We start from the raw sequence: 26191 nt of genomic DNA, 5'->3' as shown, positions 1-26191 counted from the left end.
GCGCGGCACATACAGGCGGCTCGCCCGTTGGACTCTTCACAGAGGTCCGGTGACAGGCCTCCACCAGCAGCAACAGAGAAAGGACCGCCCCCGCTATGACCCAGGTCGGCAAGGACACCCTCGGCACACGCAGCACCCTCACCGTCGAAGGCAAGGATTACGCCTATTATTCGCTGACCAAGGCGGCGGAGCAATTGGGCGATGTCTCGCGGCTCCCGTTCAGCCTCAAGGTGCTGCTCGAAAACATGCTGCGGTTCGAGGATGGCGGCCACACGGTCTCGGTCGACAACGCGAAGGAAATTGCGGACCGGGTCAACAACCCCGTCACCGGCGGTGAGATCCAGTACCGCCCTGCGCGCGTGCTGTTGCAAGACTTCACCGGCGTGCCCTGTGTGGTCGACCTCGCTGCGATGCGCGATGCGATCAAGGCGCTGGGCGGCGATACGCAGAAGATCAACCCGCAGGTCCCCGTGAACCTCGTCATCGACCACTCGGTGATGGTCGACGAGTTCGGCCATCCCAAGGCGATGGAAGCGAACATGGAGCTTGAATACGCCCGCAATGCGGAGCGTTACGACTTCCTCAAGTGGGGCTCCAAGAGCTTCGAGAACTTCTCCGCAGTGCCCCCGGGCACCGGCATCTGCCACCAGGTCAACCTCGAATATATCGCGCGCTGCACCTGGGCGAGCGAAGGGCCCGACGGCCAGATGGTCGCCTATCCCGACACATGCGTCGGCACCGACAGCCACACCACCATGGTCAATGGCCTTGGCGTGCTCGGCTGGGGTGTCGGCGGGATCGAGGCCGAAGCCGCGATGCTCGGCCAGCCGATCTCGATGCTGATCCCCGAAGTCGTCGGCTTCAAGTTCACCGGCAAGCTCGCCGAAGGCGTCACCGCGACCGACCTCGTGCTGACCGCCACGCAGATGCTGCGCGCGCACGGCGTGGTCGGCAAGTTCGTGGAATATTACGGCCCGGGCCTTGAATCGCTGACGCTGGCTGACCGCGCCACGCTGTCCAACATGGCGCCCGAATATGGCGCGACCTGCGGCTTCTTCGGCATCGACGACAAGACGCTCGAATACCTGCGCCTCACCGGCCGGGACGAGCATGAAGTCGCGCTCGCCGAAGCATACGCCAAGGAACAGGGCCTGTGGGTCCACCCGGACGTGGAGCCGGTTTTCTCCAGCACGATCGAGCTCGACCTGTCGAAGGTCGTGCCCAGCCTTGCAGGCCCGAAGCGCCCGCAGGACAAGGTCGCGCTTCCCGAAGTGGACGAGCTGTTCAACCGCGATCTCAAGGACATCTACGGCAAGTCTGAACCGCATCGCGTCGATGTCGAGAACACGCACCACGATGTCGGCGACGGCGACGTGGTCATTGCCGCGATCACCAGCTGCACCAACACTTCCAACCCCGATGTGCTGATCGCCGCCGGTCTGGTCGCCAAGAAGGCGCGCGAAAAGGGCCTGAAGCCCAAGCCGTGGGTTAAGACGTCGCTCGCCCCCGGATCGCAGGTCGTGACCGATTATCTCGAAAAATCGGGCCTTCAGGACGATCTGGATGCGATGGGCTTCGATCTGGTCGGCTACGGCTGCACAACCTGTATCGGCAACTCCGGACCGCTCGCCCCCGCGATCAGCAAGGCGATCAATTCGAACGACATCGTCGCCGCGTCGGTCCTGTCGGGTAACCGCAACTTCGAAGGCCGCGTCTCGCCCGACGTACGCGCCAATTTCCTCGCCTCGCCGCCGCTCGTGGTCGCCTACGCGATCAAGGGTACGGTAACGCAGGACATTATCGACACTCCGCTGGGCGAAGATCAGCACGGCAAGCCGGTGATGCTGGCAGACATCTGGCCGACGAACCAGGAGGTCGCCGATCTGCGCGCAGCGAACGTCAACCGCGAGATGTTCGTCGAGCGTTATGCCAACGTCTACGAAGGCGACGAACACTGGCGCGCGATCACCGTGGAACCGAGCGATACCTATCGCTGGAACCCGAGCAGCACGTACGTCGCCAGCCCGCCGTTCTTCGACGGGATGGAGATGACCCCGGCCCCGGTCGCGGACATCAACAACGCCAAGCCGCTGGCCATTCTGGGCGACTCGGTTACCACCGACCACATCAGCCCGGCCGGTTCGATCAAGGAAGACAGCCCCGCTGGCGAATACCTGAAGAGCCACCAGGTCGCGAAGGCGGACTTCAACTCCTACGGCAGCCGCCGCGGCAACCACGACGTGATGATGCGCGGCACTTTCGCCAATATCCGGATCAAGAACGAAATGGTTCCGGGTGTCGAGGGTGGCTACACCACCTACAAAGGCGAACAGATGGCGATCTACGACGCAGCGATGCGTCACAAGGAAGATGGCACGCCGCTGGTCGTGATCGCGGGCAAGGAATACGGCACCGGCTCCAGCCGCGACTGGGCTGCCAAGGGCACCATCCTGCTCGGCGTGCGCGCCGTGATCGTCGAGAGCTACGAGCGCATCCACCGCTCCAACCTCGTCGGGATGGGCGTGCTGCCGCTGCAGTTCAAGGATGGCGACACGCGTGAGACGCTGGGCCTTGCGGCCACCGACAGCTTCACCATTCGCGGTCTCGCGGATCTGAAGCCTGCGCAGGATGTGACGGTCGACGTGACCCGCGAAGACGGCAGCACCTTCAGTTTCACCGCCAAGTGCCGCATCGATACCGAGAACGAGCTGGACTACTACCGCAACGGCGGCATCCTCCAGTACGTGATCCGCAAGCTCGCCAGCTAACAGGCGGCGCGCACAGCAATCCTATCAAGGGCTCGGCCAGCTATGGCCGGGCCCTTTTTCGTGGGCCGAATCGAAAGGGCGGAAGCCGCTCCTGGCAAGCAGCCCCCGCCCAAGCTACAGCGCAGTGCTGCGCTGACTTGTCCGGTTGATATCGACGCGCGACGTCGATCAGTCTTCGTTCTTGGAGGACCACTTGCGGCGGGTGATGACCGCCAGCGCGGCCGCCCCGAACAGCAGGCCGATCGGCGGTGCCGGCACAGGATGGCCGCTGCTGCCGCCGTGATGGCCCGAACCGCCGGTGCTCGACCAGCCGTTGCTCCCGCCACGACTGGAGCCGCCCCAGCTGGAACCCCCATGGCTGGAACCGCCCCAACTCGATCCGCCTCTGCTCGACGAACCCTTGCTCGAGGAATTGCCCGAGCTGGTGCTGACATCGCCCGACGTCGACGAGCTGCTGCTCACGTCGCCCGAGGTGGAGGAGCTGGAGCTGACATCGCCCGAAGTGGACGAACTGCTCGAAACGTCGCCCGAGGTGGACGAGCTGCTGCTGACATCCCCCGAAGTCGAAGAGCTGCTCGACACGTCGCCCGAGGACGAACTCGAAACATCGCCCGACGACGAGCTGGAAACATTACCCGAGCTGCTGCTCGACACGTTGCCAGAAGAACTCGAACTGGTCGAACTCGACGGATTGCCCGAGGTGGAGGACGACGTCGAAGACGACGTGCTGACGCCGCCTGTAGAAGTGCTCACCCCGCCTGTGGAGGTGCTGACTCCGCCGGTCGAGGTCGAAACACCGCCGGTAGAGGTCGACACACCGCCGGTGGTCGAGGAACTGCTGCTGGTCGAAGTGACACCGCCGGTGGAGGTCGATGTCGACCCGCCCGAAGTCGAGGTGGATCCACCCGAAGTGGAGGTAGACGTCGACGCGCCGACATCGATATCGATATCGATCCCGCCCGAGCTTGAAATATCGCCGGTCGAGCCGACGCCGCTGGTCGTGGTGGTGCTGATCGCAACCGTACCGCTGCTGCCGCCGCCGCCGAAGAAACCACCGAAGAAGCCGCCGCCGAAACCGCCGCCGCTGCTCCCGCCGATCACCGTGGTGCCGCCGCCCTGGCCGCCGCCACCGCCCGAGAAGCCGCCGCCGTAACCGACGCGCGTGGTCGTCGGCGCGACCGCGACGACCGTGCGCGAGGCGCCGTCACCGAACTGTGCGCAGGCTTCCGCCGCAGCCACCAGATCGGCATCGTCGCGTGCGACGCGGGCAGTCCGGCTGCGCGCGTCGTAAATGACCTGCTCGCCCGCGCCCACACCGGTGCCGCCGATATAGCCGTCCCTCGCAAGGCTTTCGGGCACGCATTCGACCGTACGCTTCACCACGCGCCGCTTGCGCAGCGTGGTGCGCGGCACCTGCCGTTCGACCACCCGGTCTTCCTTGACGTAGCGCATCGCGGGCTGCGGTGCGTCCTTGACCGACTTGTAGTCGGACGCAGCGACCTGTTCTTCGGCCACGTGGAGCGCGCCGCCTGCAAGCAGTGCGGTGCCCGCCGCGGTGGCGGAGAGTTTGGCGAGGGCTATCTTCATCGACATAGGCCGGGCTCATTTACTGTTGCGGCGCTTTACAAACCGTTTCCACCGGCGGCTCCGATGGATCGGGCAAAGTGCGCCTATGTGCCTTAGGCCTTGTTTGGGGCAGGGTTCGCAACGCGATTAACCATGAAAAAGCATTGGCTTGCGAAGATTCTGCGTGCCGGGGGCGGCACCCGCGCCAACCTGTCCCACGCTGGCACCCCGCCGTGGGAAGTGGTTACGCGAAACTCAGCCCTGGCTTCCGAAGAGGTCGTTCGACGAATCGCGCGGCCCCTCCAGCCCCAGGTGCTGCCACCCGCCCGCATTGAGGCAGCGCCCGCGCGCGGTGCGCGCCACCAGCCCCAGCTGGATCAGGAACGGTTCGACCACATCCTCCAGCGTATCGCGTGGCTCCGCGAGCCCCGCCGCCAGCGTCTCGATCCCCACCGGGCCGCCACCATAGGTCTCCGCGATCATGGTGAGGTAGCGGCGATCCATCGCGTCGAGCCCCAGCGAATCGACCTCCAGCCGCGTCAGCGCGTCGTCCGCCACCTTCGCCGAGATGGTCGGGGCATCGGCCACACTGGCGAAGTCGCGCACACGGCGGAGCAGGCGACCTGCGACACGCGGTGTCCCGCGAGAGCGGCGAGCGATCTCGCGCGCGCCATCGGGCTCGATTGCAAGGCCGAGCTTGTTCGCGCCGCGCGTCACGACCCGCTCCAGCTCCTCGTGCGTGTAGAAGTTGAGCCGCACCGGAATGCCGAAGCGATCGCGCAAGGGTGTGGTCAGCAGGCCCTGCCGCGTGGTCGCGCCGATCAGCGTGAAGGGCGGCAGGTCGATCCGCACGCTGCGCGCCGAGGGCCCCTCCCCGATCATGATGTCGAGCGCGCGGTCCTCCATCGCGGGGTAGAGCACTTCCTCGACCACCGGATTGAGGCGGTGGATCTCGTCGATGAACAGCACGTCGTGCGGTTCGAGATTGGTCAGCAGCGCGGCCAGATCGCCCGCCTTGGCGATCACCGGCCCGCTGGTGGAGCGGAACCCCGCCCCCAGCTCGCGCGCGACGATCTGCGCCAGCGTGGTCTTGCCCAGCCCCGGCGGCCCGAAGAACAGCGTATGATCCATCGCCTCGCCGCGGCGTTTGGCGGCGGCGATGAACACGCCAAGGTTCTCGCGCGCAGCCTCCTGCCCGATGAACTCGCCGAGCGTCTTGGGCCGCAGCGCCGCGTCGGGATCGTCCGGCAGGCGTTCGGGGGTGTGGAGGGGGACGGGGTTGGTCATAATACTAGGTTGTCACCCTGAACTTGTTTCAGGGTGACGGAATGAGGATGGCCTAATTGGCAGAATGATCTCATCGTTTTTGCCACTCTCGGACCATCTGGAGAATATGGTCGCGGGTTAGCGGCGCAAGCTCAAGCCCTATCGGATCGCCCGGATCGACCCAAGCGGCTTCGGCAATCTCAGCACCGATCGAGATCGGGCCGCATTGCGCAACCGCGAAAACCTCCGCTCGGACGAGCGTGTCGGGCTCGTTCGCAGCAGGCGCTTCGGCTGCCCCGAGATGGCGCAAAGCGCTGGGCGACACATTCAGGCAGAGCTCCTCCTCCAGTTCACGGCGCAGAGCGGTTTCGGGGCGCTCACTAGCTTCGATCTTGCCACCAGGCTGCATGAAGGCGCGCGTGCCCGCCTTGCGCAGCAACAACACACGACCCGCCTCGTCTCGGATGATCGCCACCGCGATCCGCAGGATGGTCTGCGCCTCGCCCATCACCCCGCCGCCTTCTTGAGCGCGACGCGGATCAACTCGCCCTCGCTTGCGCCCTCGCCCAGTTCGCCCACCGCCTCGGCCACCGCCTTGGCGGCGATCGCGGGCTTGAAGCCCAGGTTCTCCAGCGCGGAGACCGCATCGGCGCTCGCCCCGTCCTTGGGAGCAGCCACCGCTACCCCGCCCGGGGCCACGGGCAGCGCGCCTGCCTTGTCCTGCAATTCGTTGACGATCCGGCTCGCCAGTTTGGGCCCCACGCCGTTCGCCCGCGCCACCATCGCCGCGTCGCCATTCGCACACGCCGCCTGCACCTCGCCCGCCGACAGCACGGAGAGGATCGCCAGCGCGACCTTGCTGCCCACGCCCTGCACGCTGGTGAGCAGGCGGAACCAGTCGCGCTCCGCCGCTTCGGCGAAGCCGAGCAGGCGCATGTCGTTCTCGCTCACCTGCAAATCGGTGAACACGCGCGCCTGCCCGCCTTCCGATCCCAGCGCGTCCAGTGTGCGGGTCGAGCAATGAACGAGATAACCGACGCCGCCCACGTCGATCACTGCCCAGTCGGGGCCGGTCGCGTCGAGCGTGCCTGTCAGCTTTGCAATCATGGTTTATTCTTGCCCGAGTCGAAGGCGCAATGCCAGCGCAGTGCGCAGGTTTTGCAGATCCGGGTCCGGTTTGGGCTGGGGCCTGACACACCTGACACAGTGTTCAGGCGTTGAATTCCACTCGATCAGTGAGTGAGCATTTATCGAGTGATTCGATTGAACCGCCAGAGCCGGGTGCCGACGATGGGAAAGAGCGGCCCGCATGTTACCGGGCCTGCGTGGAGTAGGAAAATTCACGCGCCGTGCTGAGACGTGGACAGCACACGGCTGTTGAGGCAACGCTTTACGCCATGAGCTGGAACACATTCGGGCGGGTCTTCCGCTTCACCACCTGGGGGGAAAGCCACGGGCCGGCGATCGGCGCGGTGGTCGACGGGTGCCCGCCGGGCATCGCGCTGACCGAAGACGACATTCAGCCGTGGCTCGACAGGCGAAAGCCGGGGCAGAGCAAGTTCACCACCCAGCGGCGCGAGCCCGATCAGGTGCGGATTCTCTCGGGCGTGTTCGAAGGCCAGGACGGAAAACAGCGCACCACGGGCACGCCGATTTCGCTGATGATCAAGAATGTCGATCAGCGCTCGAAAGACTATTCCAACGTCGCGCAGGCCTATCGCCCCGGCCACGCCGACTACACTTACGACGCCAAGTACGGGTTCCGCGACTTTCGCGGCGGCGGGCGGTCGAGCGCGCGCGAAACCGCGATGCGCGTGGCGGCAGGCGCGGTGGCGCGGCTGGTCGTGCCGCAGGTGAGCATCCTTGCCTACGTGGCGGAGATCGGTGGCGACCGGATCGACCCGGCCAAATTCGACGCCGGTCAGATCGGCCAAAACCCCTTCTGGTGCCCCGACGCAGACGCGGCGCAGCGCTGGGAAAAGCTGGTCGACGACGCGCGCAAGGCAGGCTCCTCGCTCGGCGCGGTGGTCGAATGTGTGGCGCGCGGAGTGCCAGCAGGCTGGGGCGCCCCGCTCTACGCCAAGCTCGACAGCGAGCTGGCGGCGGCGATGATGAGCATCAATGCGGTCAAGGGCGTGGAGATCGGCGACGGCTTCGACGCCGCGCGCCTCTCGGGCGAAGCGAACGCCGACCCGATGCGGCCTTCATCGGGCGGCGACGCGCCCGAGTTCGCCGCGAACCACGCGGGCGGGATCGCGGGCGGGATCGCCACCGGCCAGCCGGTCACCTGCCGCGTGGCGTTCAAGCCGACCAGCTCGATCCTCACCCCGGTCGACACGATCACCCGCGATGGCCAGGCGACCCAGATCAGCACTAGGGGCCGCCACGACCCCTGCGTCGGCATCCGCGGCGTGCCCGTGGTCGAGGCGATGATGGCCTGCGTGCTGGCGGATCAGGCGCTGCTGCACCGGGCGCAGTGCGGAACGTAATCGTCTGCGGGCGCGCTTGCCCGACCTGATAGCAGTTTGGCCCACAACTCCTGCAACCCGCCGCTACGGGCTTCCGAACTCCCTACGCAAGAATAAGCCGGTTGGGATTGCGGAGGGGGATGCAAATGAGACGTTTCGGAACACGCATCGTGCGACTGACTGGCCTCCTATCGGCCGCTTGCGCGCTGGCCCTGTCCGCGCAATCTGCAGGCGCTGCAGAGCCGGGGGATGGCTTCCAGGTCGAACGATACGAGGTCGCACTTCGGCCGGACCTTGCCACCACGGCGATCTCCGGCTCGCAGGCGATCGAGCTGGTCGCGACCGATCCCGATCTTCGCCAGATTGTCTTCTCGCCCAATGCGCTGGAGATCGGCGATGCGACGCTCGGTGGATCTCCGATCCCGGTCGTCTCCAACGAAAGCGGCATCGCCTTCACGCTGCCTCGGCCATTGGCTGTCGGTGAGGCGGTCCGGCTGGAGTTCACGATGCGCGGCTTTCCCGCGCGCGGCGTCACCGCCGTTCCGAATGGAATATATACCGGCTATTTCGGGTGTGACTGGATGGTGTGTCTCCAGAACTCGCCCGGCGACAAGGCGGACCTGCAGCTCGACCTGTTCCTGCCGGATGGCGCGACTTCGCTTGGCGTGGGCAAGCAGGTCGAGACCGTGGAGCTGCCCGGCGACCTGACGCTGCATCGCTGGGGGAGCGATTGGCCGACATCCCCCTATCTGTTCGGCTTCGCTGCGGGGCAGTTCCCGCAGCTGGACGTCGAGACGCCGCAAGGGACGCTGTCCTACCTGAACGCAACGGGCGACCCTGCCGAGCTCGCCGATCTGTTTGCGCAGACGCCGGAAATGGTCGCATTCTTCTCCTCGCGCGCGGGGCTCGACCTGCCCGCCGGGGCCTATGCTCAGCTGCTCGTCCCGGGTCGGGCCGCGCAGGAAACGATGAGCTTTTCGCTCATCGGTCTCGGCGAACTGGAGCGCGAGCGCGAGGATCCGTCATCCGCCTGGATCATCGCGCATGAGCTGGCGCATCAGTGGTGGGGCAATCTCGTCACGACGCAGACATGGCGCGATTTCTGGCTCAACGAAGGCTTCGCCACGTACATGGTTGCTGCATGGGAACAGCATCGCTTCGGCGAGGCGGCGTACCAGCAGGAACTTGATGTCTTTCGCAAGCGGCGCAAACAGTTGCAGGAGCTGGGCTGGGACAAGCCGCTGACATGGGATGGCGCCTATCCCTCGCTCGGCCATCGGCGCGCGGTGCAATACAGCAAGGGCGCGCTGTTTCTCGCACAGCTGCGCGAGGACATCGGCGATGCGGCGTTCTGGGAAGGCGTGCGCGCCTATACGCGGGCGCACGCCGGCGGAACCGTGACGAGCCGCGATCTTCAATCGGCGATGGAGCAGGTGAGCGGACGCGATCTCGAGCCATTGTTCGCCGAATGGGTCTATGGCTTCGCCGAAGATGAGAGCGATTGAAGCTCCGCCACGACCCTTGCCTTGGCATTCGCAGCGTGCCGGTCGTGGAGGCGATGATAGTCCGCGTGCTGGCGGATCAGGCGCTGCTGCAGCGGACGCGGTGCGGGTAGTGCTTATTGCTCAGTGGACGCTTACGATTGTACGGATTCTCAGACCTCAGTCGTCGCAAGCTACACAAAGCGGAAACTCGGAAAGTAGCTCACTCGCCGGAGCTGGCGCTCCGCAATGAGCGCAAGTAACGCGCGCGTCTCGGCTATCGAGATTAGGATCCCTTCCGAGATTACGATCCCTTCGTCTCGCTGCGTGCCATTCTCGCTTCTCTTTTTCTGTGAATGCCATTGGAATCTCCGACTGAGAACAGTCTTGGAGGCGAATTCCTAATGGCCGCTTTCCGCCCCTGATATTGGGACGGAACAGCCAGCTTTTGAGGAGGCGCCCATGCGCAGGTTGACTATGAAACGCCTGTCTCCTGCCTTCAAAAAAGGTTCCATGAGTTTCATCGATAATTCCGATTGCGGCCATCGTCACAAATCGCTTTTGTGCGTTGCAGCAGGCCCTATCTAGGCGGCGAGTTTCAACCCCTAGAGGAGACATTCATGGGTATCATCGGAAGCCAGATCAAACCGTTCAAAGCCACCGCATTCCAGGCCGGCAAGGACTTCTTCGAAGTCACCGACGAGGACGTGAAGGGCAAGTGGGCGATCTTCTTCTTCTACCCGGCGGACTTCACGTTCGTGTGCCCCACTGAGCTGGAAAACCTCGGCGAGCAGTACGACATGCTCCAGAAGATGGGCGTGGAAGTCTATGCCGTCAGCACCGACACGCATTTCAGCCACAAGGCATGGCACGACACCTCCGACAAGATCGGCAAGCTGAAGTTCCCGTTCCTCGGCGACCAGCTGCACACGCTGAGCAAGAACTTCGACGTGCTGCGTGAGGAAATGGGCCTTGCCGACCGTGCGACCTTCGTGGTCGATCCTGACGGTGTGATCCAGATCATGGAACAGACCTGCGAAGGCGTGGGCCGCAATGCCAACGAACTCGCCCGCAAGATCAAGGCGGCGCAGTACGTGCGCGAGAACCCCGGTCAGGTCTGCCCGGCGGCGTGGGAAGAAGGCAGCGAAACGCTCGCTCCCTCGCTCGACCTCGTCGGCAAGATCTAAGCGATAACGATCCTCCCCGCACCGGGGAGGTGGCAGCCGCATAGCGGCTGACGGAGGGGCAGGCGGCCGGGCACCGTGCCGGACGCGGCCCCTCCACCATCCTGCGGATGGTCCCCTTCCCCGTAGCGGGGAGGAATTTTCAAAAAGGATTTTCCCATGCTCGATGCCCAGATGACCGATCAGCTGAAGCAGTACCTCCAGAACCTGCGCGAGCCGGTGGAGCTTGTCGCATCGCTGGGTGACGACGAGACATCGGCCAAGACCCGCGAGCTGCTCGAAGAGATCGCCGCGCTGCACGACCTCGTCAGCGTCGATTTCGACGGCGACCATGAGCGCAAGCCCAGCTTCATCATCCGCCGCGGCAACGACGCGCAGAAGTGGGTCCGCTTTGCCGGGCTGCCGATGGGCCACGAGTTCACCTCGCTGGTGCTCGCGCTGCTGTGGGCGGGCGGTCATCCGCCCAAGGTCGATGCCGATGTGCTCGAGGATATCCGCCGGATCGAGACCGATCTGGAGTTCGAGATGTTTTTCTCGCTCTCGTGCCACAACTGCCCCGACGTGGTGCAGGCGCTCACGCTGATGGCGCTCGAGAACAGCCGCATCACCGCCACGCTGATCGAAGGCGGCGCGTACAAGGACGAGGTGGAGCGCCGTGACATCATGGCCGTGCCCGCGACCTTCCTGAATGGCGATAGCTTCTACAACGGCAAGATCGAACTGCCGCAGATTCTCGAACGACTCGATACCGGCGCGGGCGCGAAGGCTGCGGCCAAGCTGAACGAGCGCGAGCCCTACGAAGTGCTGGTGATCGGCGGCGGGCCTGCCGGGGTCGCGACCTCGGTCTACACCGCGCGCAAGGGCTTCCGCACCGGCATCGCCGCCGAACGATTCGGCGGGCAGCTGCAGGACACGCTCGGGATCGAGAACCTGCCCGGCACCGCCTATACCGAAGGCCCCAAGCTTTCCGCCGACCTCGACGAACAGGTCAAAGAAAACGCGATCGACAAGATCGACCTGGTGCAGGCCGAAGAGCTGATCCCGGCCAAGAGCGAAGGCGGCATGCACAAGGTCCGCTTCGCCAATGGCGGCGAGCTGACCGCGCGGGCGATCGTGCTCGCCACCGGTGCGCGCTGGCGCAATCTGGGTGTCCCGGGCGAGCAGGACTATCGCAACAAGGGCGTGGCCTATTGTCCGCACTGCGACGGGCCGCTGTTCAAGGGCAAGCGGATCGCGGTGATCGGCGGTGGCAACTCGGGCGTCGAAGCCGCGATCGACCTCGCCAAGATCGTCGATCACGTCACGCTGATCGAATTCGACACACAGCTGCGCGCCGACGCGGTGCTGGTGAAGAAGCTCGAAAGCCTCGACAATGTCGAGATCGTCACCAACGGCCAGACGACCGAGATCACCGGCGACGGTGCCCGCGTGAACGGCCTGATCGTGAAGGACCGCGACAGCGGCGAGGACCGGACCATCGAACTCGCGGGCGTGTTCGTGCAGATCGGCCTTGTCCCCAATACCGAATGGCTCAAGGATTCCGGCCTCGAACTCTCGAAGCACGGCGAGATCGTGACCGACGGGCGCGGAGCGACCAACCTCCCCGGCATCTTCGCCGCAGGCGATGCGACGACCGTGCCGTACAAGCAGATCGTGGTCGCGATGGGCCAGGGCGCGAAGGCGGGCCTGACCGCCTTCGACTACCTCATCCGCACCGAACCTGCGGACGAGATCGCGCAGGCGGCGTAAGTCACTCCCCCAACAGCATCTGCTTGTAGGATTCTTCCGGCAGATGTATTTTCGAATCCGTCTCGCTTCGGCGTGGACGGGTTCGTTTAGGGGGAACAATCGAAATGACGTTCAAGCAGTGCGCGCTCGCGGGCGCGCTGGTGGCACTCGCCGTGCCCGCATCGGCTCATGCCGAAAGCAAGTCGCTGCAACTGGCCAAGGTCGTGCTCGACACGGAAACCGCACCGATCGAGGCGCGCGTGAAAGGCGGGACGCTGTGTGTCTTCCCGAGCAACATCGAACTGCCGAAGGAAAAGAAGACTCAGGATTTCGAGCGGTACGACCGGCTGGTTTCCGAAAAGCTCGGTAAGAGCGAAGTCGCAGTCGTCTCGGATTCGGGCGACCTCTTCGCCGCGGAATCGGACGACAAGGGCGACATCCTGCTTGGCGCGGTGATGGCGCCGACCGCGATCAACATCTGCTCGTCAGTAAAGGGCTTCAAGGGCACGATCGACGTGAAGGTCGAATGGCAGTTCTACGACCGCGCGAGCTCCAAGGTTGTCGAAACCGTCGTGACCGAAGGTTCGGGCACGCTGGCGAAGTTCTCTGCCGGCGGCTTCGAGGAAATGTGGGATGCGGCCTTCCTCGACGCGCTCGGCAAGGTCCAGGCGGCTGGTGTGATCGACAGGGTTCTGGATGCCGGGCCGGTGGAGCCGGTGCAGGCGAGCGAAGACCCTGCCGAAGGAACCGGCGAAGATGCCGCACCGACGGTAGAGACTGGAGCGACGGTCGACACCGCGATCGGCTGAGCCCGTCACACTGCACACGCACACGCGCCGCCATTCGCAAGCCGGATGGCGGCGCTTTGCATTTGGAGCTTGCGCGATTCGCACCATCGCCCAGGTTGATAAGTCAAAGCCAATTAATCGATTGGACCAATCACCAAGTCAGGCGCATTCTCCTTCCATCACGCGACACGAGTCGCATGCGAGAAGGAGTGGATGATGGACGCGAAGACTGGTTCGATCGGGGGCGGTTGCCCCGTACACGGCGATGGCGGCGTGCGCGCCCTGCTGGGGCGCACCAACAAGGACTGGTGGCCCGATGCACTCGACCTCCACATCCTGACGCAAGGCGGGCAGTCGCCCGATCCGATGGGCGAGGACTTCGATTATTGCGAGGCCTTCAACGCGCTCGACTACGCCGCCCTCAAGGCAGACCTGCACGCGCTGATGACCGACAGCCAGCCCTGGTGGCCCGCGGATTACGGCCACTACGGCCCGTTCTTCATCCGCATGGCGTGGCACGCCGCGGGCACCTATCGCACCGGAGACGGTCGCGGCGGCGCGTCGAGCGGCCAGCAGCGGTTCGCCCCGCTCAATTCCTGGCCCGACAATGGCAATCTCGACAAGGCGCGCCGCCTGCTGTGGCCGATCAAGCAGAAATACGGGAAGCACATCAGCTGGGCCGACCTGTTCGTGCTGACCGGCAACGTCGCGATCGAGAGCATGGGCGGGCCCGTGTTCGGCTTCGGCGGCGGCCGCAAGGACGTCTACGAGCCGGAAAACGACATCTACTGGGGCTCCGAAGAAGAGTGGGTCGACCAGGGCGTCGAAACGCGCATTATTCCCGATGAGGGCAAGGCGCTCGAAAACCCGCTCGCCGCGATCCAGATGGGCCTGATCTACGTCAATCCCGAAGGCCCCGGTGGCAATCCCGATCCGCTGCAGTCGGCACGCGACATGAAGGAAACCTTCGCGCGCATGGCGATGAACGACGAAGAGACCGTCGCGCTGACCGCCGGCGGCCACGCGTTCGGCAAATGCCACGGCGCGGTGCCCGCCGACCAGCTGAGCGGTTCGCCCGAAAGCGAGGCGCTGCAGCTGATGGGCTTCGGCTGGGCGACCGATGCCGACCAGATCGAGAAGGGCCATATCACCACCTCCGGCCTCGAAGGGGCATGGACCCCCAACCCGACGCAGTGGGGCGGCGACTATTTTCGCCTGCTGTTCAAATACGACTACGAGCTGGTGAAGAGCCCGGCGGGCGCGCAGCAGTGGCAGCCGGTCGACCCGGACCCCGAAGACATGGCGCCAGACGCGCGCGATCCTTCGAAGAAGGTGCCGACCATGATGACCACCGCCGACATGGCGCTGAAGATGGACCCGGACTATCGCAAGATTTCCGAACGCTTCCGCGACGATCAGGCCGCACTGGACGATGCCTTCGCCCGCGCGTGGTTCAAGCTGACCCACCGCGATATGGGCCCCAAGGCGCGCTACCTCGGCCCCGACGTCCCTGCCGAAGATCTGATCTGGCAGGACCCGGTGCCTGCGGGCCGCGAAGTCTCCGATACCGCCGTCACTCTGTTCAAGGACAAGGTGCTGCGCAGCGGGCTCTCAGTCAGCGAACTGGTCAAGGCGGCGTGGGCCTCGGCCAGCACCTACCGCAAGAGCGACCACCGGGGTGGCGCGAACGGCGCGCACATCCGGCTGGAGCCGATGCGCAGCTGGGCGGTCAACGACCCCGAGGAACTCGGGAAGGTCTTGGCCACGCTCGATGAGCTGCGCGACGACATCTCGATGGCCGATGCGATCGTGCTTGCCGGCGCGGCGGCGGTCGAGAAGGCGGCGAAGGATGCCGGGTTCGACATCGCGGTTCCGGTCACCACCGGGCGCGGCGATGCCAGCGAAGAGCATGTCGACGCGGAAAGCTTCGAACCGCTCGAACCCTTCGCCGATGGCTTCCGCAACTACCTCAAGACCAAGGCGAGCGTGAAGACCGAGGACATGCTGATCGACCGGGCGAGCCTGCTCGGCCTCTCGATCCCCGAGATGACGGTGCTGGTCGGCGGGATGCGCGCGCTGGGTGCGGTGAGCACACATGCCAAGCACGGCAACGCCATCGGTGTGCTGACGACCCGTCCCGGCCAGCTGACCAACGACTTCTTCGTCAACCTGCTCGACATGGGCACGAAGTGGGCGACGGTCGACGAGAGCGGCGACGAGGAATTTGTCGGCACCGACCGTGCCTCGGGCGAGGAGAAGTGGCACGCGACGCGCACCGATCTGGTCTTCGGCTCCAACTCGCAGCTGCGCTCGGTCGCGGAGGTCTATGCCGAGAACGGCAACGAAGCGAAGTTCGTGCGCGATTTCGTGGCCGCGTGGACCAGGGTGATGGACGCCGACCGGTTCGACCTGCGCTACGCCCAATATCACTGATGGCGTACCACTGATCGGAGCGCCACCGAAACGAAGCGGGCCGCGACTTCCCATCGCGGCCCGCTTTTCATTTGCCTGAGCGATGGCTCAGGTGGTTGTGTCGGGCAGCGCGTAGGCGACCACCGCGTCGCTGACCTTGGTCTTCATGAAGTGGTGGCCGCCCGCCATCACGACCACGTACTGACGCCCGCCTTCCTCGTAGGTCATCACGTTCGCCTGACCGCCACCGGGGAGCGCTGCGGTCCACAGCGTCCTGCCGGTCTTGAGGTCGATCGCGTGGATCAGGTCGTCGGTGGTCGCGGCAACGAAGATCAGCCCGCCTGCCGTCACCACCGCACCGCCATTATTGGGCGTGCCGATGGTCACCGGCAGGTGCGAGGCGATGCCGAAGGGGCCGTTCTTGCGCGCAGTGCCGAAGGGGCGGTCCCAGATGGTCTTGCCCGTGGTCAGGTCGATCGCGGTGATCCCGCCATAGGGCGGCTGCTTGCACAGCAGGCCGGTGAACGGCACGCGCCACCCCGCGTTGACGTCGATCGCATAGGGCACGCCCGCCTGCGGATCGCCTGCGCCTTCGGCCTTGCCGCCGCCGGTATTGCCCTGCGGCCCGCGTGGCTCCCAACCCTTTTTGTCGGCCACCGCACGCGGCACCAGCTGCACGTAGTTGGGCATGTCGTTGTAGTTCGCCACGATCACGCCGCGCGCCGGATCGACCGCAACCGATCCCCAGTCGGACCCGCCGTTATAGCCCGGATATTCGATCGAGTGGTTTTCGCTCGGCGGAGTATAGTACCCCGCATAGTCGGCTTCCTTGAACTGGATGCGGCAGATCATCTGGTCGATCGGCGACATGCCCCACATGTCCGCTTCGGTCAGGTTGGGTTTCTTGAGCGTGGCGAAGGCCGAGTAAGGCTGCGTCGGGCTGCGCTGCTCAGGCTCTGCCCCCATGACCGGGGCACGCTTTTCGACCACGGGATGGAGCGGCTTGCCCGTCCTGCGGTCGAGCACGTAGATCTCGCCCTGCTTGGACGCGAGTACCAGCGCGGGCGTGCCGTCGGGCAGGTTCACCAGCGTCGGCTGGCTGCCGAGGTCGTAGTCCCACACGTCCTTATGCACCGTCTGGAACGTCCAGGCGGGCTTGCCGCTCGCCACGTCGATCGCGACGAGGGCGGATGAATACTTGTTCTCCTGCGCGCTGCGGTCGCTGCTCCAGTAGTCGCTCGAACTGTTGCCGAGCGGCAGGTAGACCATATTCAGCTCGTCATCGCCTGCCGCGCTGGTCCACATATTGGGCGTGCCGCGGGTGAACTCCTCGCCCTCCGCAGGCCAGCCGGTCTCGCCCGGACGGCCCATGTCCCACGCCCACTTGCGTTCGCCGGTGGTCGCGTCGAACGCCATGATCGCGCCCGAGGGGGCATCGTTGCGCTGCCCGTCCATCACCTGTCGGCCGACCACGATGGTGCCGTTCACGATGGTCGGCGCGACGGTCATCGCCGCCATGCCGGGATAGACATTGCCGAGGCCGACAGTGGTATCGACTTCGCCATTGGTGCCGAAATCGGGGCACGGTTTGCCGGTTTCGGCATCGACTTCGATCAGCCGCGCGTCGAGCGTCGCTTCCAGAATGCGCAGGCCGGTGCATTCCTCCAGCGCGGTGGCGGGCCCGGTGATCGGCAGCGACGCCTCGCGCGACGGAGACGGGCGCGAGGCATTGTCGTCGAGCGCAGTGCTACCCTTCGTCGGATCATAGGCGGTCACTCCGCGGCAGCTGGCGGAATAGGGAATCGCGTCGGTGCTGACGCCCGGATCGTAGCGCCACAGAACCTTGCCGTTGTTCGCGTCGAGCGCGAGCATCTGGTTCATCGCCGTGCACATGTAGAGCCGGTTGCCGATCTTGAGCGGGGTGGTCTCGGCGGCGTATTTCCCCTCGCCTGCGCCCTGCGGCATATCGCCGGTATGCGCGGTCCACGCGACTTTCAGCTTGCCGACGTTATCGGGCGTGATCTGGGCGAGCGTAGAATAACGCTGCGCCCCGTTGGTGCCACCCCAGGCGAGCCAGTCGGCATTGACCGATTGCCCGGCGATGGAACCGCCATGGTTGGGCAAATCCGATTGCACCCAGCCAGGTGCTGTGAGCGCGGTCAGCCAGAAGGCAGCGCCGGTAAAGACGAGCGTGCCCACCGCGCCGAGAATCGCAGGCTTCCATGCCGTGCGGCGAATGAGGAAGGGCGTAATCAGGCAGACGAGGACGAGCAGGATTGCCGGGCCGACCAGTCGCGGCACCAGCCCCCAGACATTGCTGCTTTCCCAGAAGGCCCACACCGCCGTGAGCGCGAAGATGATGGCGTAGAGCACGGCTCCGACCCATTGGCGCAGGAAGATAAGGACGCCCGAGGCGACAAGGCCGATGCCAGCGAGAACGTAGTAGGGAGAGCCGCCGTCGATCACGAGCCACAGCCCGCCAATCGCGAGCACGAGGCCCAATGCAAACAGGAGCGCTCCGATAAAACGCGCAGGCCATGCCGTCCGGACCGAGTTGGCGTCGCCGGAATCTTCGAGCATTTGCTGACCTTTCGTCTACGTCCCCACTGGACTCAATCGGCAGTCAGGGTGCCGGTTCCCACTACGGTCGTGGCTTTTCAAAGAGGCTCCGCCGCAGGCATCTGAAATCTTGTTGTTTTGGCGGGCGCGCAGTGGAACGAAGCGGCCCTGCGACCCGTTCGTGTTTTCGATCTCCAAAGAGGATGAAGACCATGGCGAAGACCGTTCCCCCCACCACCACCGATGCCGGTATCCGCGTCCAGAGCGACGAGCATTCGCTGACGATCAGCCCCGACGGCCCGATCGTGCTCAACGATCACTACCTGATCGAACAGATGGCCAACTTCAATCGCGAGCGTATCCCCGAACGTCAGCCGCATGCCAAGGGTTCGGGCGCATTCGGAACGTGGAAGACGACGGCGGACGTCTCGAAATACACCAAGGCCAAGATCTTCCAGCCAGGGGCCGAGTGCGAGGTCGCGATGCGCTTCTCCACAGTGGCGGGCGAGCGTGGAAGCCCCGATACCTGGCGCGATCCGCGTGGCTTTTCGGTCAAGTTCTACACCGAGGATGGCAATTTCGATATGGTCGGCAACAACACGCCGATCTTCTTCATCCGCGATCCGCTGAAGTTCCAGCACTTCATCCGCAGCCAGAAGCGCCGCGCGGACAACGGCCTGCGCGATCACGACATGATGTGGGATTTCTGGACGCTCAGCCCCGAAAGCGCGCACCAGGTCACCTACCTGATGGGCGACCGCGGCGTGCCGAAAAACTGGCGCGAGATGAACGGCTATTCCAGCCACACCTACATGCTGATCAACGAGGATGGCGAGAAGTTCTGGGTCAAGTTCCACTTCCACACCAATGTCGGTGACGAAAGCGGCAACGCCCACCTGACGCAGGACGAAGCGGTGAAGAAGGCGGGCGAGGACAGCGATTACCACCGCCGCGACCTGTTCGACGCGATTGCCGAGGGCAATTTCCCGAGCTGGACGCTCAAATGGCAGATCATGCCGTTCGAGGATGCCAAGACTTATCGCATCAACCCGTTCGACCTGACCAAGACCTGGCCGCACGCGGATTATCCGCTGATCGAGGTCGGCACGCTGACGCTCAACGAGAACCCGGTCGACTGGGACACGCAGATCGAACAGCTCGCGTTCGAGCCGAACAATATGGTGCCCGGCATCGGGCTGAGCCCCGACAAGATGCTGCTGGCACGCGGCTTTTCCTATTCGGATGCGCACCGCGCGCGCCTCGGCGTCAATTACAAGCAGATCCCGGTCAACGCGCCCAAGAATGCCGATGTGCATTCCTACAGCCGCGCCGGGCACATGCGCACGCAGAACGCGGTCGATCCGGTCTACGCGCCCAATTCCTACGGCGGCCCCGCCGCGCAGCCGCAGGTTGGCGGCGAAGCGACCTGGCACGCCGATGGCGACATGGTGCGGCAGGCATACACGTTGCGCGAGGATGACGACGACTGGAGCCAGCCGCGTGCGCTGGTGAACGATGTGATGGACGATGCCCAGCGCGATCGCTTCGTCTCCAACGTCGCCGGCCATCTGGCAGACGGTGTCAGCGAGAAGGTCCTCGTACGTGCGTTCGAGTACTGGAAGAACGTCGATGAGAAGATCGGCCAGCGGATCGAGGACAAGGTCCGCGAAATGATCGGCGGCAAGTCCACCGCGCCCGGCATGGCTAGCGCTGAATCGATCAAGCAGCGTCAGGGCGCAGAATAGCCCTGACCTTCACTGTCGGTGGGCGAACCCCAAATCGCCCATCGACATGGCTCGCAATATTGCTAATGCGACCCCTTCGCAAAAAGGAAGACATATCATGCGCACACTGAAGTTCCTCGTCCCCGTCGCCGCCTCGGCACTGGCGCTCGCCGCCTGTTCGGAAGCGCCCGACGCCACCACCGATGAAACCGCTGCGACCGATACCGCGACCCCCGACGCCGACGCCGTCGAATCTCCCGACGCCGCATCCAACGTCCTCAACGCCAACGATGCGACCGAAGAAGAGCTGGCGAATGTCGACGGTGTCTCGCCCGAACTCGCTGCCGCGATCGTAGCCGGTCAGCCCTATGCCAGCGTCACCGATCTCGACGCCAAGCTGAAGGAAACGCTGAGCGAGGATGAAGCCAAGGCCGTGCTCGTCAACGTGTTCGTGCCCATCAACCTCAACTCCGCCAGCGAAGAGGAAATCCGCCTCGTCCCCGGCATGACCGACAAGATGGTCCACGAGTTCGAGGAATACCGCCCCTACGCCGACATGGGCGTGTTCGATCGCGAGATCGGCAAGTATGTCGACGAACAGGAAGTCGCGCGCTTCCGCCAGTACGTCACGCTTTGACGCTGGCGCTGGCTGTGCGTTTCTGACGCCATTGCAGCCAGACCCTGACGATCTCGATCGCCGCCAGTATCGCGATGTTGATAATGGCGGTGGTCGGATCGAAGGCGGACAGCGCCCAGTGCACGAACACCAGCACTGCGGCGGGATAGACCAGTCGGTGCAGCGTCTTCCATGAACGCTTGAGCATCCGCATCGACACATCGTTGGACGTGATCGCCAGCGGCAGGAACAACGCCAGCGCGACCCATCCGGCGAGGACGTAGGGCGTCGAAGCCTCGTCCCAGATGATCGCGGGATCGCCCTTGCGCCAGAGATAGATGATCGTGTGCCCGGCGGCATAGGCGAAGCTCGCCACGCCAAGATCGCGCCGCTTGCGCATCAGATATTGCGCGACAGGATTGCGGCGAAACGCCAGCCGTATCGGCGTCACCGCCAGCGTCGCCATCAGCAGCCACGCCGCCCAGTCGCCGCTATCGCCAATGATATGGCCGTAGCCGTAGAGATCGGGCGTAAACCACCAGCGGCACAGCATCCACGCCCCAGGCAGAGCGAGGATCAGCCACAGGAACGGTCGTGAGCGTAGGATGGCCATCAGCGGCTCCGTTTCAAAACGATATAGAGCGCGCCGTCCCCCCCGTGTCGCCGGTGCGCATTCCGCACGGCGGCAATCGCTCCGCCGTGTTCGCTTGCGGCGAGCCAATCGAGGATTTTTGCGCGGATGGCCCCGCGACGCTCGCCCCGGTCGGCCGCTTCGCCGCTACGCGGCTTGCCCGTGACGACCAGCACGCTGCGCGCATCCATCCCTCGGGCCTGTGCCATACCGTCCATCAAGCGGTTATAGGCGGCGTCCAGGCCGTGGCCGTGCAGGTCCAGCGTCAGTTCGGGCGCGATCTCGCCTGCCTTCAGCCTGCGATCCCAATGCGAGTCCAATCCTCCCCCCCCTCGAGGGGGAGGTCGGGTGGGGGCGTTCGGCGCCTGCTTCGGTGGTCGTGCACCCACCCCCTGCCCTTCCCTCAAGGGAGGGGAGGACGTGGGGCGAGATTGGGACGGTGCGGGAGCGCGTTTGGTCGGTTTCGCTGCGGCCGCGGCCTTCTGGTGCAGAGGTTTCACGCTGGCGGCCAGCGCCGCCCACGCGGCAGCCTCCTCCTCCGACAATCCGCGCGGCGCTTGTCTCATCGCCGGGTCAGGCGGGCGACCGTTCCCTTGGGCAGCAGGATCAGCGCGTGGCCGCGCGCGCTCATGCCCCCGGCAACTTCGCGCGAATCGCCCCCATTGCCCCAGAAAGTGTCGAAACGGTTGGCGCCCTTGATCGCGCCCCCGGTATCCTGCGCCACCCACAGGCCATCGGCGATGTCGCGGTCCATATTCAGCACCACCGGTGCCCCATAGGGCACGAAACGCGGATCGACTGCCACGCTGTTCCCGCGTGTCACCGGCACGCCGAGCGAACCGAGCGGCCCGCTGGTGGTCAGTTCGCGGAAGAACACCCAGCTTTCGTTCTCGCGCATCAGCGCGCGGCCTTCCACCGGGTTCTCCCGAATGTACTGCATGATGCCCTGCATCGATCCTGCGTACTGGCCGGGCCCGTCGCCCAGCAGGCCGCGCTCGCGCATCAGCCCGCCTATGCCTGTATAGCCGTGACCGTTCTGGCCCGCATAACCGATCCGCATCACGCTGCCGTCCGGCGCACGCAGCAGGCCCGAGCCCTGGATCTGGAGGAAGAAGAATTCGACCGGATCGGCCGCCCACGCGATTTCCAGCCCGCGCCCGGCGAGCGCACCGTCCTCTATCTCCGCGCGGCTGTAATACTCGACGAAATTGCCCGCATCGTCGTACCGGCCCAGCGGCGGACGCCCTTCGCGCTCACTCTCCGGCATGTCGGCGGGCCAGGCGCGCACCAGGTCGTCGGGCACGCTGTACACGGGCACATCATAGCCGGGCCGCGGAGTGCGGCTGCCGAGAATCTCGGGCTCGAAATAGCCGGTCGCAAACGCGGTGCCGTCGCCGATCTGCGCGCTCTCGAAATAGGTTTCGAAGAAGGTGAGCGCAGTGCCCTCCCACCGATGCGCAGCGGTGCAGGCGCCCAGCCAGTCTTCGGGCCGCGTCAGGCCGCTTGCGTCGGCTTTCTCCGACGGCCAGTCGCAACTGGCCCTGAATGCGGTGAGGGCGGCGGCTGCATCGCCTTCGGTCAGGTTCAGCGCGCGAAACGAAGGTCCAGCGGTAACGCCTGCCGCAGCGGCGTTCTCAAGCACGGGCTCGGGCGGACGGTCTATCGGCGGATAAGGCGGGCGATCCTGGCCCGGGCCGACGCAGCTCGACAACACGACGAGCGCCGCGAGAGGCCAGCTCCACTTGAACATTGCCTCGCCTCCCCTGCGAAAAAATCGGGCCCCGGAAACCGGAGCCCGAAACCATCAGCCCTCGTCGGTCTCGACCAGCAGCCAGTCCGGCGCGCGCGAATCGGTGCGGCGGGCGAAGGTCCAGATATCGCGGCTTTCGATCGCATCGTCGAGCGATCCGGCCACCATCGTACCGTCGCTGTCGCGCGTCACAGCCGCGATGTCGGCGACGAAGCGGACGGTGATGCGCGCTTCCTTGCGCTCCACCTCGGCGTCGCGGATCGATGCGTCCTCGATCCGGATCAGGCGGTTGTCGAGCGTTTCGCCCGCTTCCTCGCGCGCGTCGATCGCCTGCGCGAAACCTTCGTAAACCGATTCGTCGCACAACTCGCGCAGGGTTTCCTTGTCGCCGTTCCAGAAGGCTTCCAGCACCATCCCGTAGGCACCCTTCGCACCTTCGAGGAAGTTGACGATGTCGAAGGTGCGGTCCGATGCAATGATCGACTGCACCCCGCGCTCGACCACAGGGAGGACGTCGGGCTTGGCTTCGTGTTCGGTCACGGCACGCGGAGCGGGCTGCGCGGCCTGCTTGGGCTGCGGGAGATTGGGCGCATCCTGCCCTTCGATGCGGCGCGGCACAGGCTCTTCCTCATGCTCGGCCCGGCGGCCAAGCACGGAATACAGCCGCAGGCCCAGAAAGACCGCGATCATGGCGAGGATGACGATTTCGGGAATCACTTGCAAAGGCACCTGGCTAATCATCGGGCGCGCATCGAACGACAACCGCCGGACGCGCCCTTCACGTTTCGCATTCAATCCCACAGATAGGGGCCGATATCAAATGCACAACGTCGAGCGGAGTGCCCCGGTGCGGCGAAAAGTGTCTCACATCGGTGATTCGTTCCCGTTGCGGGTCGCCCATGCGGCTGCTAGGCGGCAAGCGATCCATCCGGGCCCCCGCACGACGGGCGGTCCGGCCCTACAACCTTGCAGACCAGAGAAACTTTCATGGCCGACGAAGGCGACGTTCTGACCGATCTCGACAACCAGTATACCGGCAATGGTGCGGACAACCGCCCGACTGCGGGTTTCATCGCGCAGTATATCAAGGATCTTTCGGTCGAGAATCCGAACGCGCCGGCCAGCTTCCAGTGGCAGGACGCGCCCAGCATCGATCTGCAGTTCAACATCGGCATGAACCCGGTGAGCGATGAAGTTAGCGAGGTCGAGCTCAAGATCAACGCGAACGCGACCTGCGAAAGCGGCGCGGTCTACATGATCGAGCTGGTCTACGCCGGGCTCGTCGGCATCCGCAACCTACCCGACGACCAGGCGCACATGTTCCTGTTCGCAGAAGCGCCGCGCATCCTGTTCCCCTTCGCGCGCCGCGTGATTGCCGACGCGACCCGCGACCTCGGCTACCAGCCGCTGATGGTCGACCCGATCGACTTCAACGGCCTGTACATGCAGCGCCTCCAGCAGAAGGCGCAGGAAGAGGCCGCAGGCGCCCAGCAGGGCGGCGAAGCCTGATCCGGCATCCCGCAGGGAGCCCCGGGCAATGAGCCTGGTCAAAAACGTAGGGACGATCGGCGGGCTGACTGCGGTCAGCCGCGTGTTCGGCTTCGTCCGCGACATGCTGCTCTCGCGCGCACTGGGCGCGGGGCTGGCGGCGGACGCGTGGCAGCTCGCCTTCACCCTGCCCAATACGTTCCGGCGGCTGTTTGCAGAAGGCGCGTTCAGCGTCGCCTTCGTGCCGATGTACACGCGCAAGCTGGGCGCAACCGGCGACGACGACGTCTCCGCCGACGAATTCGCGACCGATGTCCTGTCGATCTTCGTTTGGGTGCTGCTGGCGTTCTCCGCGCTGTGCATGATCGCCATGCCCGGCATCGTCTGGGCGCTGGCGCGCGAATATCAGGACGTGCCGGGCAAGTTCGATCTGGCGGTAACGCTGTCGCGGATTACCTTCCCCTATCTCGCGCTGGTCAGCCTGGTCGCCATGCTCTCGGGCGTGCTCAATGCGCGGTCGAAGTTCGCGCCGGGGGCATTCGTGCCCGTGCTGCTCAATATCGTGCTGATCGCGGCGATCCTGTCGGGCGCGGCGTGGCGCGACCGGATCGGCGGCGGCGATGTATCGGTCGCCTACGCACTGGCGATCGGGCTGGCGACGGCGGGCGTGTTCCAGCTCGCCTATATGTGGTGGTCGATGCGCCGCGCGGGCGTGAAGCTGAAGGTCACCACCCCGCGCATTACGCCCGAGGTGAAGCGGCTCGGCGTGCTGATCCTGCCCGCCACCTTCGGCGCAGGCATCTACCAGATCAGCCAGCTGGTCGACACGTTCTTCGCAACCAGCCTGCCGCAGGGCTCGCTCACGCTGCTCAAATTCGCCGACCGGCTCAACCAGATGCCGCTTGGTATTTTCGGGATCGCGCTGGGCACCGCGATCCTGCCAATGCTCGCGCGCCATATCCAGAGCGACAACCGCAGCGAAGCGCAGCGGCTGCAGGCGAACGCGGTCGAGATCGGCACGCTGCTGACGCTGCCGTGCGCGGTGGCGCTGTCGATCTGCGCCGAGGCCTTTTCGACCGGGCTGTTCCAGGGCGGCAAGATGACGTTGGCGGACACCACGCTGATGGGCCAGATCGTGATCGCGCTGGTCGCGGGGTTGCCGGCCTACGTGCTGATCAAGGTGTTCCAGCCCGCCTTCTTCAGCCGCGAGGATACCCGCACGCCGGTGTTCGTCGCGGCGGGCGCGCTGGTATTCAACATTGCGCTCAATTTCTATGTCGTGCCGCGTTACGGCATCGTCGGGCTGGCAGCGGCGACCGCGATCAGCGCCTCGCTCAACGTCATTACCCTGTGCATCATCCTGCAACTGCGCGGCTGGTTCCGCATCACCGCCAAGCTGGCGAGCCGGATCGCCCGGCAGATCGTGGCGACCGCGATCATGGGCGCGATGCTCTGGTACCTGACGCCCGCGCTGATGCCGTACTGGACCGGCCACGCCTTCGAACGCGTCTGGTCGCTCTTGGCGATCACGCTTGCCGGGGCGATCGTGTTCTTCGTATCGGCGTTCCTGCTCGGCGCGCTCGACAAGGACCTGATCGGGCAATTGCGCCGCAAGCCCCCCAAGAAGCCGGTCGATCTTTCGGAATAGGCGATCTTGCCGAATAGGCCGGGTGTGATAATGCTCGTGGCGATGAACGGACACCATGCCCCCAGCACTGCGGCCCCGCGCCGCTTCGCGATCGGCGGGCGGGCGGCCTGGCGA

At 65.2% G+C, this 26191-nt stretch carries 20 protein-coding genes; 11 read left to right on the top strand and 9 right to left on the bottom strand.

Annotation, left to right across the window (positions count from 1 at the left end; all coding sequences use genetic code 11):
• Positions 1 to 95 precede the first annotated feature (95 nt).
• Positions 96 to 2768: an aconitate hydratase AcnA gene (gene acnA, locus AAG591_RS07995; RefSeq protein ID WP_342530590.1), complete on the top strand. Its 2673-nt coding sequence runs from the start codon at positions 96 to 98 to the stop codon at positions 2766 to 2768.
• 168 nt (positions 2769 to 2936) lie between these two features.
• On the opposite strand, the gene AAG591_RS07990 is transcribed toward acnA, so the two are convergent.
• From AAG591_RS07990 to ruvA, 4 genes are all read right to left on the bottom strand, one after another.
• On the bottom strand, positions 2937 to 4355 hold the full coding sequence (locus AAG591_RS07990) for a hypothetical protein (RefSeq protein WP_342530589.1): 1419 nt from the start codon (positions 4353 to 4355) through the stop codon (positions 2937 to 2939).
• 234 nt (positions 4356 to 4589) lie between these two features.
• The gene (ruvB, locus tag AAG591_RS07985; RefSeq protein ID WP_342530588.1) at positions 4590 to 5621 is read right to left on the bottom strand and encodes a Holliday junction branch migration DNA helicase RuvB; all 1032 of its coding nucleotides are present in this window, start codon (positions 5619 to 5621) and stop codon (positions 4590 to 4592) included.
• A 70-nt stretch (positions 5622 to 5691) separates the two neighbouring features.
• A complete protein-coding gene (locus AAG591_RS07980) occupies positions 5692 to 6108 on the bottom strand; it encodes an NUDIX hydrolase (RefSeq protein WP_342530587.1) in 417 nt (138 codons plus the stop codon).
• Positions 6108 to 6707: a Holliday junction branch migration protein RuvA gene (gene ruvA / locus AAG591_RS07975; protein WP_342530586.1), complete on the bottom strand. Its 600-nt coding sequence runs from the start codon at positions 6705 to 6707 to the stop codon at positions 6108 to 6110. Before ruvA ends, AAG591_RS07980 begins: the two co-directional genes overlap by 1 nt.
• A 290-nt stretch (positions 6708 to 6997) precedes the next feature.
• Here ruvA and aroC point away from each other — a divergent pair, with 290 nt between their 5' ends.
• From aroC to katG, 6 genes are all read left to right on the top strand, one after another.
• Entirely contained in the window at positions 6998 to 8089 is a 1092-nt protein-coding gene (gene aroC, locus AAG591_RS07970) for a chorismate synthase (protein ID WP_342530585.1), read from the top strand.
• A gap of 125 nt (positions 8090 to 8214) precedes the next feature.
• Positions 8215 to 9573 carry a M1 family aminopeptidase gene (locus tag AAG591_RS07965; protein ID WP_342530584.1) on the top strand — a complete coding sequence of 453 codons (1359 nt, stop codon included), beginning with the start codon at positions 8215 to 8217 and terminating at the stop codon, positions 9571 to 9573.
• A gap of 596 nt (positions 9574 to 10169) precedes the next feature.
• On the top strand, positions 10170 to 10736 hold the full coding sequence (gene ahpC / locus AAG591_RS07955; RefSeq protein ID WP_010235851.1) for an alkyl hydroperoxide reductase subunit C: 567 nt from the start codon (positions 10170 to 10172) through the stop codon (positions 10734 to 10736).
• Positions 10737 to 10892: 156 nt separating this feature from the next.
• A complete protein-coding gene (ahpF, locus tag AAG591_RS07950) occupies positions 10893 to 12482 on the top strand; it encodes an alkyl hydroperoxide reductase subunit F (protein ID WP_342530583.1) in 1590 nt (529 codons plus the stop codon).
• Positions 12483 to 12586: 104 nt separating this feature from the next.
• Positions 12587 to 13270: a hypothetical protein gene (locus tag AAG591_RS07945; RefSeq protein WP_342530582.1), complete on the top strand. Its 684-nt coding sequence runs from the start codon at positions 12587 to 12589 to the stop codon at positions 13268 to 13270.
• 195 nt (positions 13271 to 13465) lie between these two features.
• Complete coding sequence (gene katG, locus AAG591_RS07940; RefSeq protein ID WP_342530580.1) at positions 13466 to 15682, top strand: catalase/peroxidase HPI; 2217 nt, start codon at positions 13466 to 13468, stop codon at positions 15680 to 15682.
• Between the two features lie 87 nt (positions 15683 to 15769).
• Here katG and AAG591_RS07935 read toward each other — a convergent pair whose 3' ends face one another.
• Positions 15770 to 18241 carry a membrane-bound PQQ-dependent dehydrogenase, glucose/quinate/shikimate family gene (locus AAG591_RS07935; protein ID WP_342530578.1) on the bottom strand — a complete coding sequence of 824 codons (2472 nt, stop codon included), beginning with the start codon at positions 18239 to 18241 and terminating at the stop codon, positions 15770 to 15772.
• Positions 18242 to 18432: 191 nt separating this feature from the next.
• Here AAG591_RS07935 and AAG591_RS07930 point away from each other — a divergent pair, with 191 nt between their 5' ends.
• Together AAG591_RS07930 and AAG591_RS07925 are read left to right on the top strand one after the other, a co-directional pair.
• Complete coding sequence (locus AAG591_RS07930; protein ID WP_342530577.1) at positions 18433 to 19965, top strand: catalase; 1533 nt, start codon at positions 18433 to 18435, stop codon at positions 19963 to 19965.
• A gap of 97 nt (positions 19966 to 20062) precedes the next feature.
• Positions 20063 to 20581, top strand: coding sequence for a hypothetical protein (locus AAG591_RS07925; RefSeq protein ID WP_342530576.1), 519 nt, complete (start codon positions 20063 to 20065; stop codon positions 20579 to 20581).
• On the opposite strand, the gene AAG591_RS07920 is transcribed toward AAG591_RS07925, so the two are convergent.
• The 4 genes from AAG591_RS07920 to AAG591_RS07905 all read right to left on the bottom strand — a co-directional run bounded on the left by AAG591_RS07920 (position 20571) and on the right by AAG591_RS07905 (position 23658).
• Positions 20571 to 21173 carry a protein-methionine-sulfoxide reductase heme-binding subunit MsrQ gene (locus AAG591_RS07920; RefSeq protein ID WP_342530575.1) on the bottom strand — a complete coding sequence of 201 codons (603 nt, stop codon included), beginning with the start codon at positions 21171 to 21173 and terminating at the stop codon, positions 20571 to 20573. The two genes, AAG591_RS07925 and AAG591_RS07920, sit on opposite strands and share 11 nt — an antisense overlap.
• On the bottom strand, positions 21173 to 21511 hold the full coding sequence (locus AAG591_RS07915; RefSeq protein WP_342530574.1) for a Smr/MutS family protein: 339 nt from the start codon (positions 21509 to 21511) through the stop codon (positions 21173 to 21175). The genes AAG591_RS07920 and AAG591_RS07915 overlap by 1 nt, the downstream gene beginning before the upstream one ends.
• 242 nt (positions 21512 to 21753) lie before the next feature.
• A complete protein-coding gene (mltA, locus tag AAG591_RS07910; RefSeq protein ID WP_342530573.1) occupies positions 21754 to 22941 on the bottom strand; it encodes a murein transglycosylase A in 1188 nt (395 codons plus the stop codon).
• A 54-nt stretch (positions 22942 to 22995) separates the two neighbouring features.
• Positions 22996 to 23658, bottom strand: coding sequence for a Tim44/TimA family putative adaptor protein (locus AAG591_RS07905; RefSeq protein WP_342530572.1), 663 nt, complete (start codon positions 23656 to 23658; stop codon positions 22996 to 22998).
• A 270-nt stretch (positions 23659 to 23928) separates the two neighbouring features.
• On the opposite strand from AAG591_RS07905, the gene secB reads away from it, so the two are divergent.
• Positions 23929 to 24450: a protein-export chaperone SecB gene (gene secB, locus AAG591_RS07900; RefSeq protein WP_342530571.1), complete on the top strand. Its 522-nt coding sequence runs from the start codon at positions 23929 to 23931 to the stop codon at positions 24448 to 24450.
• A gap of 28 nt (positions 24451 to 24478) precedes the next feature.
• Positions 24479 to 26077 (top strand): murein biosynthesis integral membrane protein MurJ, encoded by a 1599-nt coding sequence (gene murJ, locus AAG591_RS07895; protein WP_342530570.1) that lies wholly within the window; start codon positions 24479 to 24481, stop codon positions 26075 to 26077.
• The last annotated feature ends 114 nt before the right edge of the window (positions 26078 to 26191 follow it).

The organism is Citromicrobium bathyomarinum (assembly GCF_038594485.1).
GTDB lineage: Bacteria > Pseudomonadota > Alphaproteobacteria > Sphingomonadales > Sphingomonadaceae > Alteriqipengyuania > Alteriqipengyuania bathyomarina_A.
Note: the sequence above shows the minus strand (reverse complement) of the source record. Positions and strands in the feature narration are given on the sequence as shown.

What these genes read in the sequence shown, in the direction of transcription:
- acnA (WP_342530590.1), top strand. Translation starts at nt 96, where the DNA reads ATGACCCAGGTCGGCAAGGACACCCTCGGCACACGCAGCACCCTCACC.
- AAG591_RS07990 (WP_342530589.1), bottom strand. Translation starts at nt 4,355, where the DNA reads ATGAAGATAGCCCTCGCCAAACTCTCCGCCACCGCGGCGGGCACCGCA.
- ruvB (WP_342530588.1), bottom strand. Translation starts at nt 5,621, where the DNA reads ATGACCAACCCCGTCCCCCTCCACACCCCCGAACGCCTGCCGGACGAT.
- AAG591_RS07980 (WP_342530587.1), bottom strand. Translation starts at nt 6,108, where the DNA reads ATGGGCGAGGCGCAGACCATCCTGCGGATCGCGGTGGCGATCATCCGA.
- ruvA (WP_342530586.1), bottom strand. Translation starts at nt 6,707, where the DNA reads ATGATTGCAAAGCTGACAGGCACGCTCGACGCGACCGGCCCCGACTGG.
- aroC (WP_342530585.1), top strand. Translation starts at nt 6,998, where the DNA reads ATGAGCTGGAACACATTCGGGCGGGTCTTCCGCTTCACCACCTGGGGG.
- AAG591_RS07965 (WP_342530584.1), top strand. Translation starts at nt 8,215, where the DNA reads ATGAGACGTTTCGGAACACGCATCGTGCGACTGACTGGCCTCCTATCG.
- ahpC (WP_010235851.1), top strand. Translation starts at nt 10,170, where the DNA reads ATGGGTATCATCGGAAGCCAGATCAAACCGTTCAAAGCCACCGCATTC.
- ahpF (WP_342530583.1), top strand. Translation starts at nt 10,893, where the DNA reads ATGCTCGATGCCCAGATGACCGATCAGCTGAAGCAGTACCTCCAGAAC.
- AAG591_RS07945 (WP_342530582.1), top strand. Translation starts at nt 12,587, where the DNA reads ATGACGTTCAAGCAGTGCGCGCTCGCGGGCGCGCTGGTGGCACTCGCC.
- katG (WP_342530580.1), top strand. Translation starts at nt 13,466, where the DNA reads ATGGACGCGAAGACTGGTTCGATCGGGGGCGGTTGCCCCGTACACGGC.
- AAG591_RS07935 (WP_342530578.1), bottom strand. Translation starts at nt 18,241, where the DNA reads ATGCTCGAAGATTCCGGCGACGCCAACTCGGTCCGGACGGCATGGCCT.
- AAG591_RS07930 (WP_342530577.1), top strand. Translation starts at nt 18,433, where the DNA reads ATGGCGAAGACCGTTCCCCCCACCACCACCGATGCCGGTATCCGCGTC.
- AAG591_RS07925 (WP_342530576.1), top strand. Translation starts at nt 20,063, where the DNA reads ATGCGCACACTGAAGTTCCTCGTCCCCGTCGCCGCCTCGGCACTGGCG.
- AAG591_RS07920 (WP_342530575.1), bottom strand. Translation starts at nt 21,173, where the DNA reads ATGGCCATCCTACGCTCACGACCGTTCCTGTGGCTGATCCTCGCTCTG.
- mltA (WP_342530573.1), bottom strand. Translation starts at nt 22,941, where the DNA reads ATGTTCAAGTGGAGCTGGCCTCTCGCGGCGCTCGTCGTGTTGTCGAGC.
- secB (WP_342530571.1), top strand. Translation starts at nt 23,929, where the DNA reads ATGGCCGACGAAGGCGACGTTCTGACCGATCTCGACAACCAGTATACC.
- murJ (WP_342530570.1), top strand. Translation starts at nt 24,479, where the DNA reads ATGAGCCTGGTCAAAAACGTAGGGACGATCGGCGGGCTGACTGCGGTC.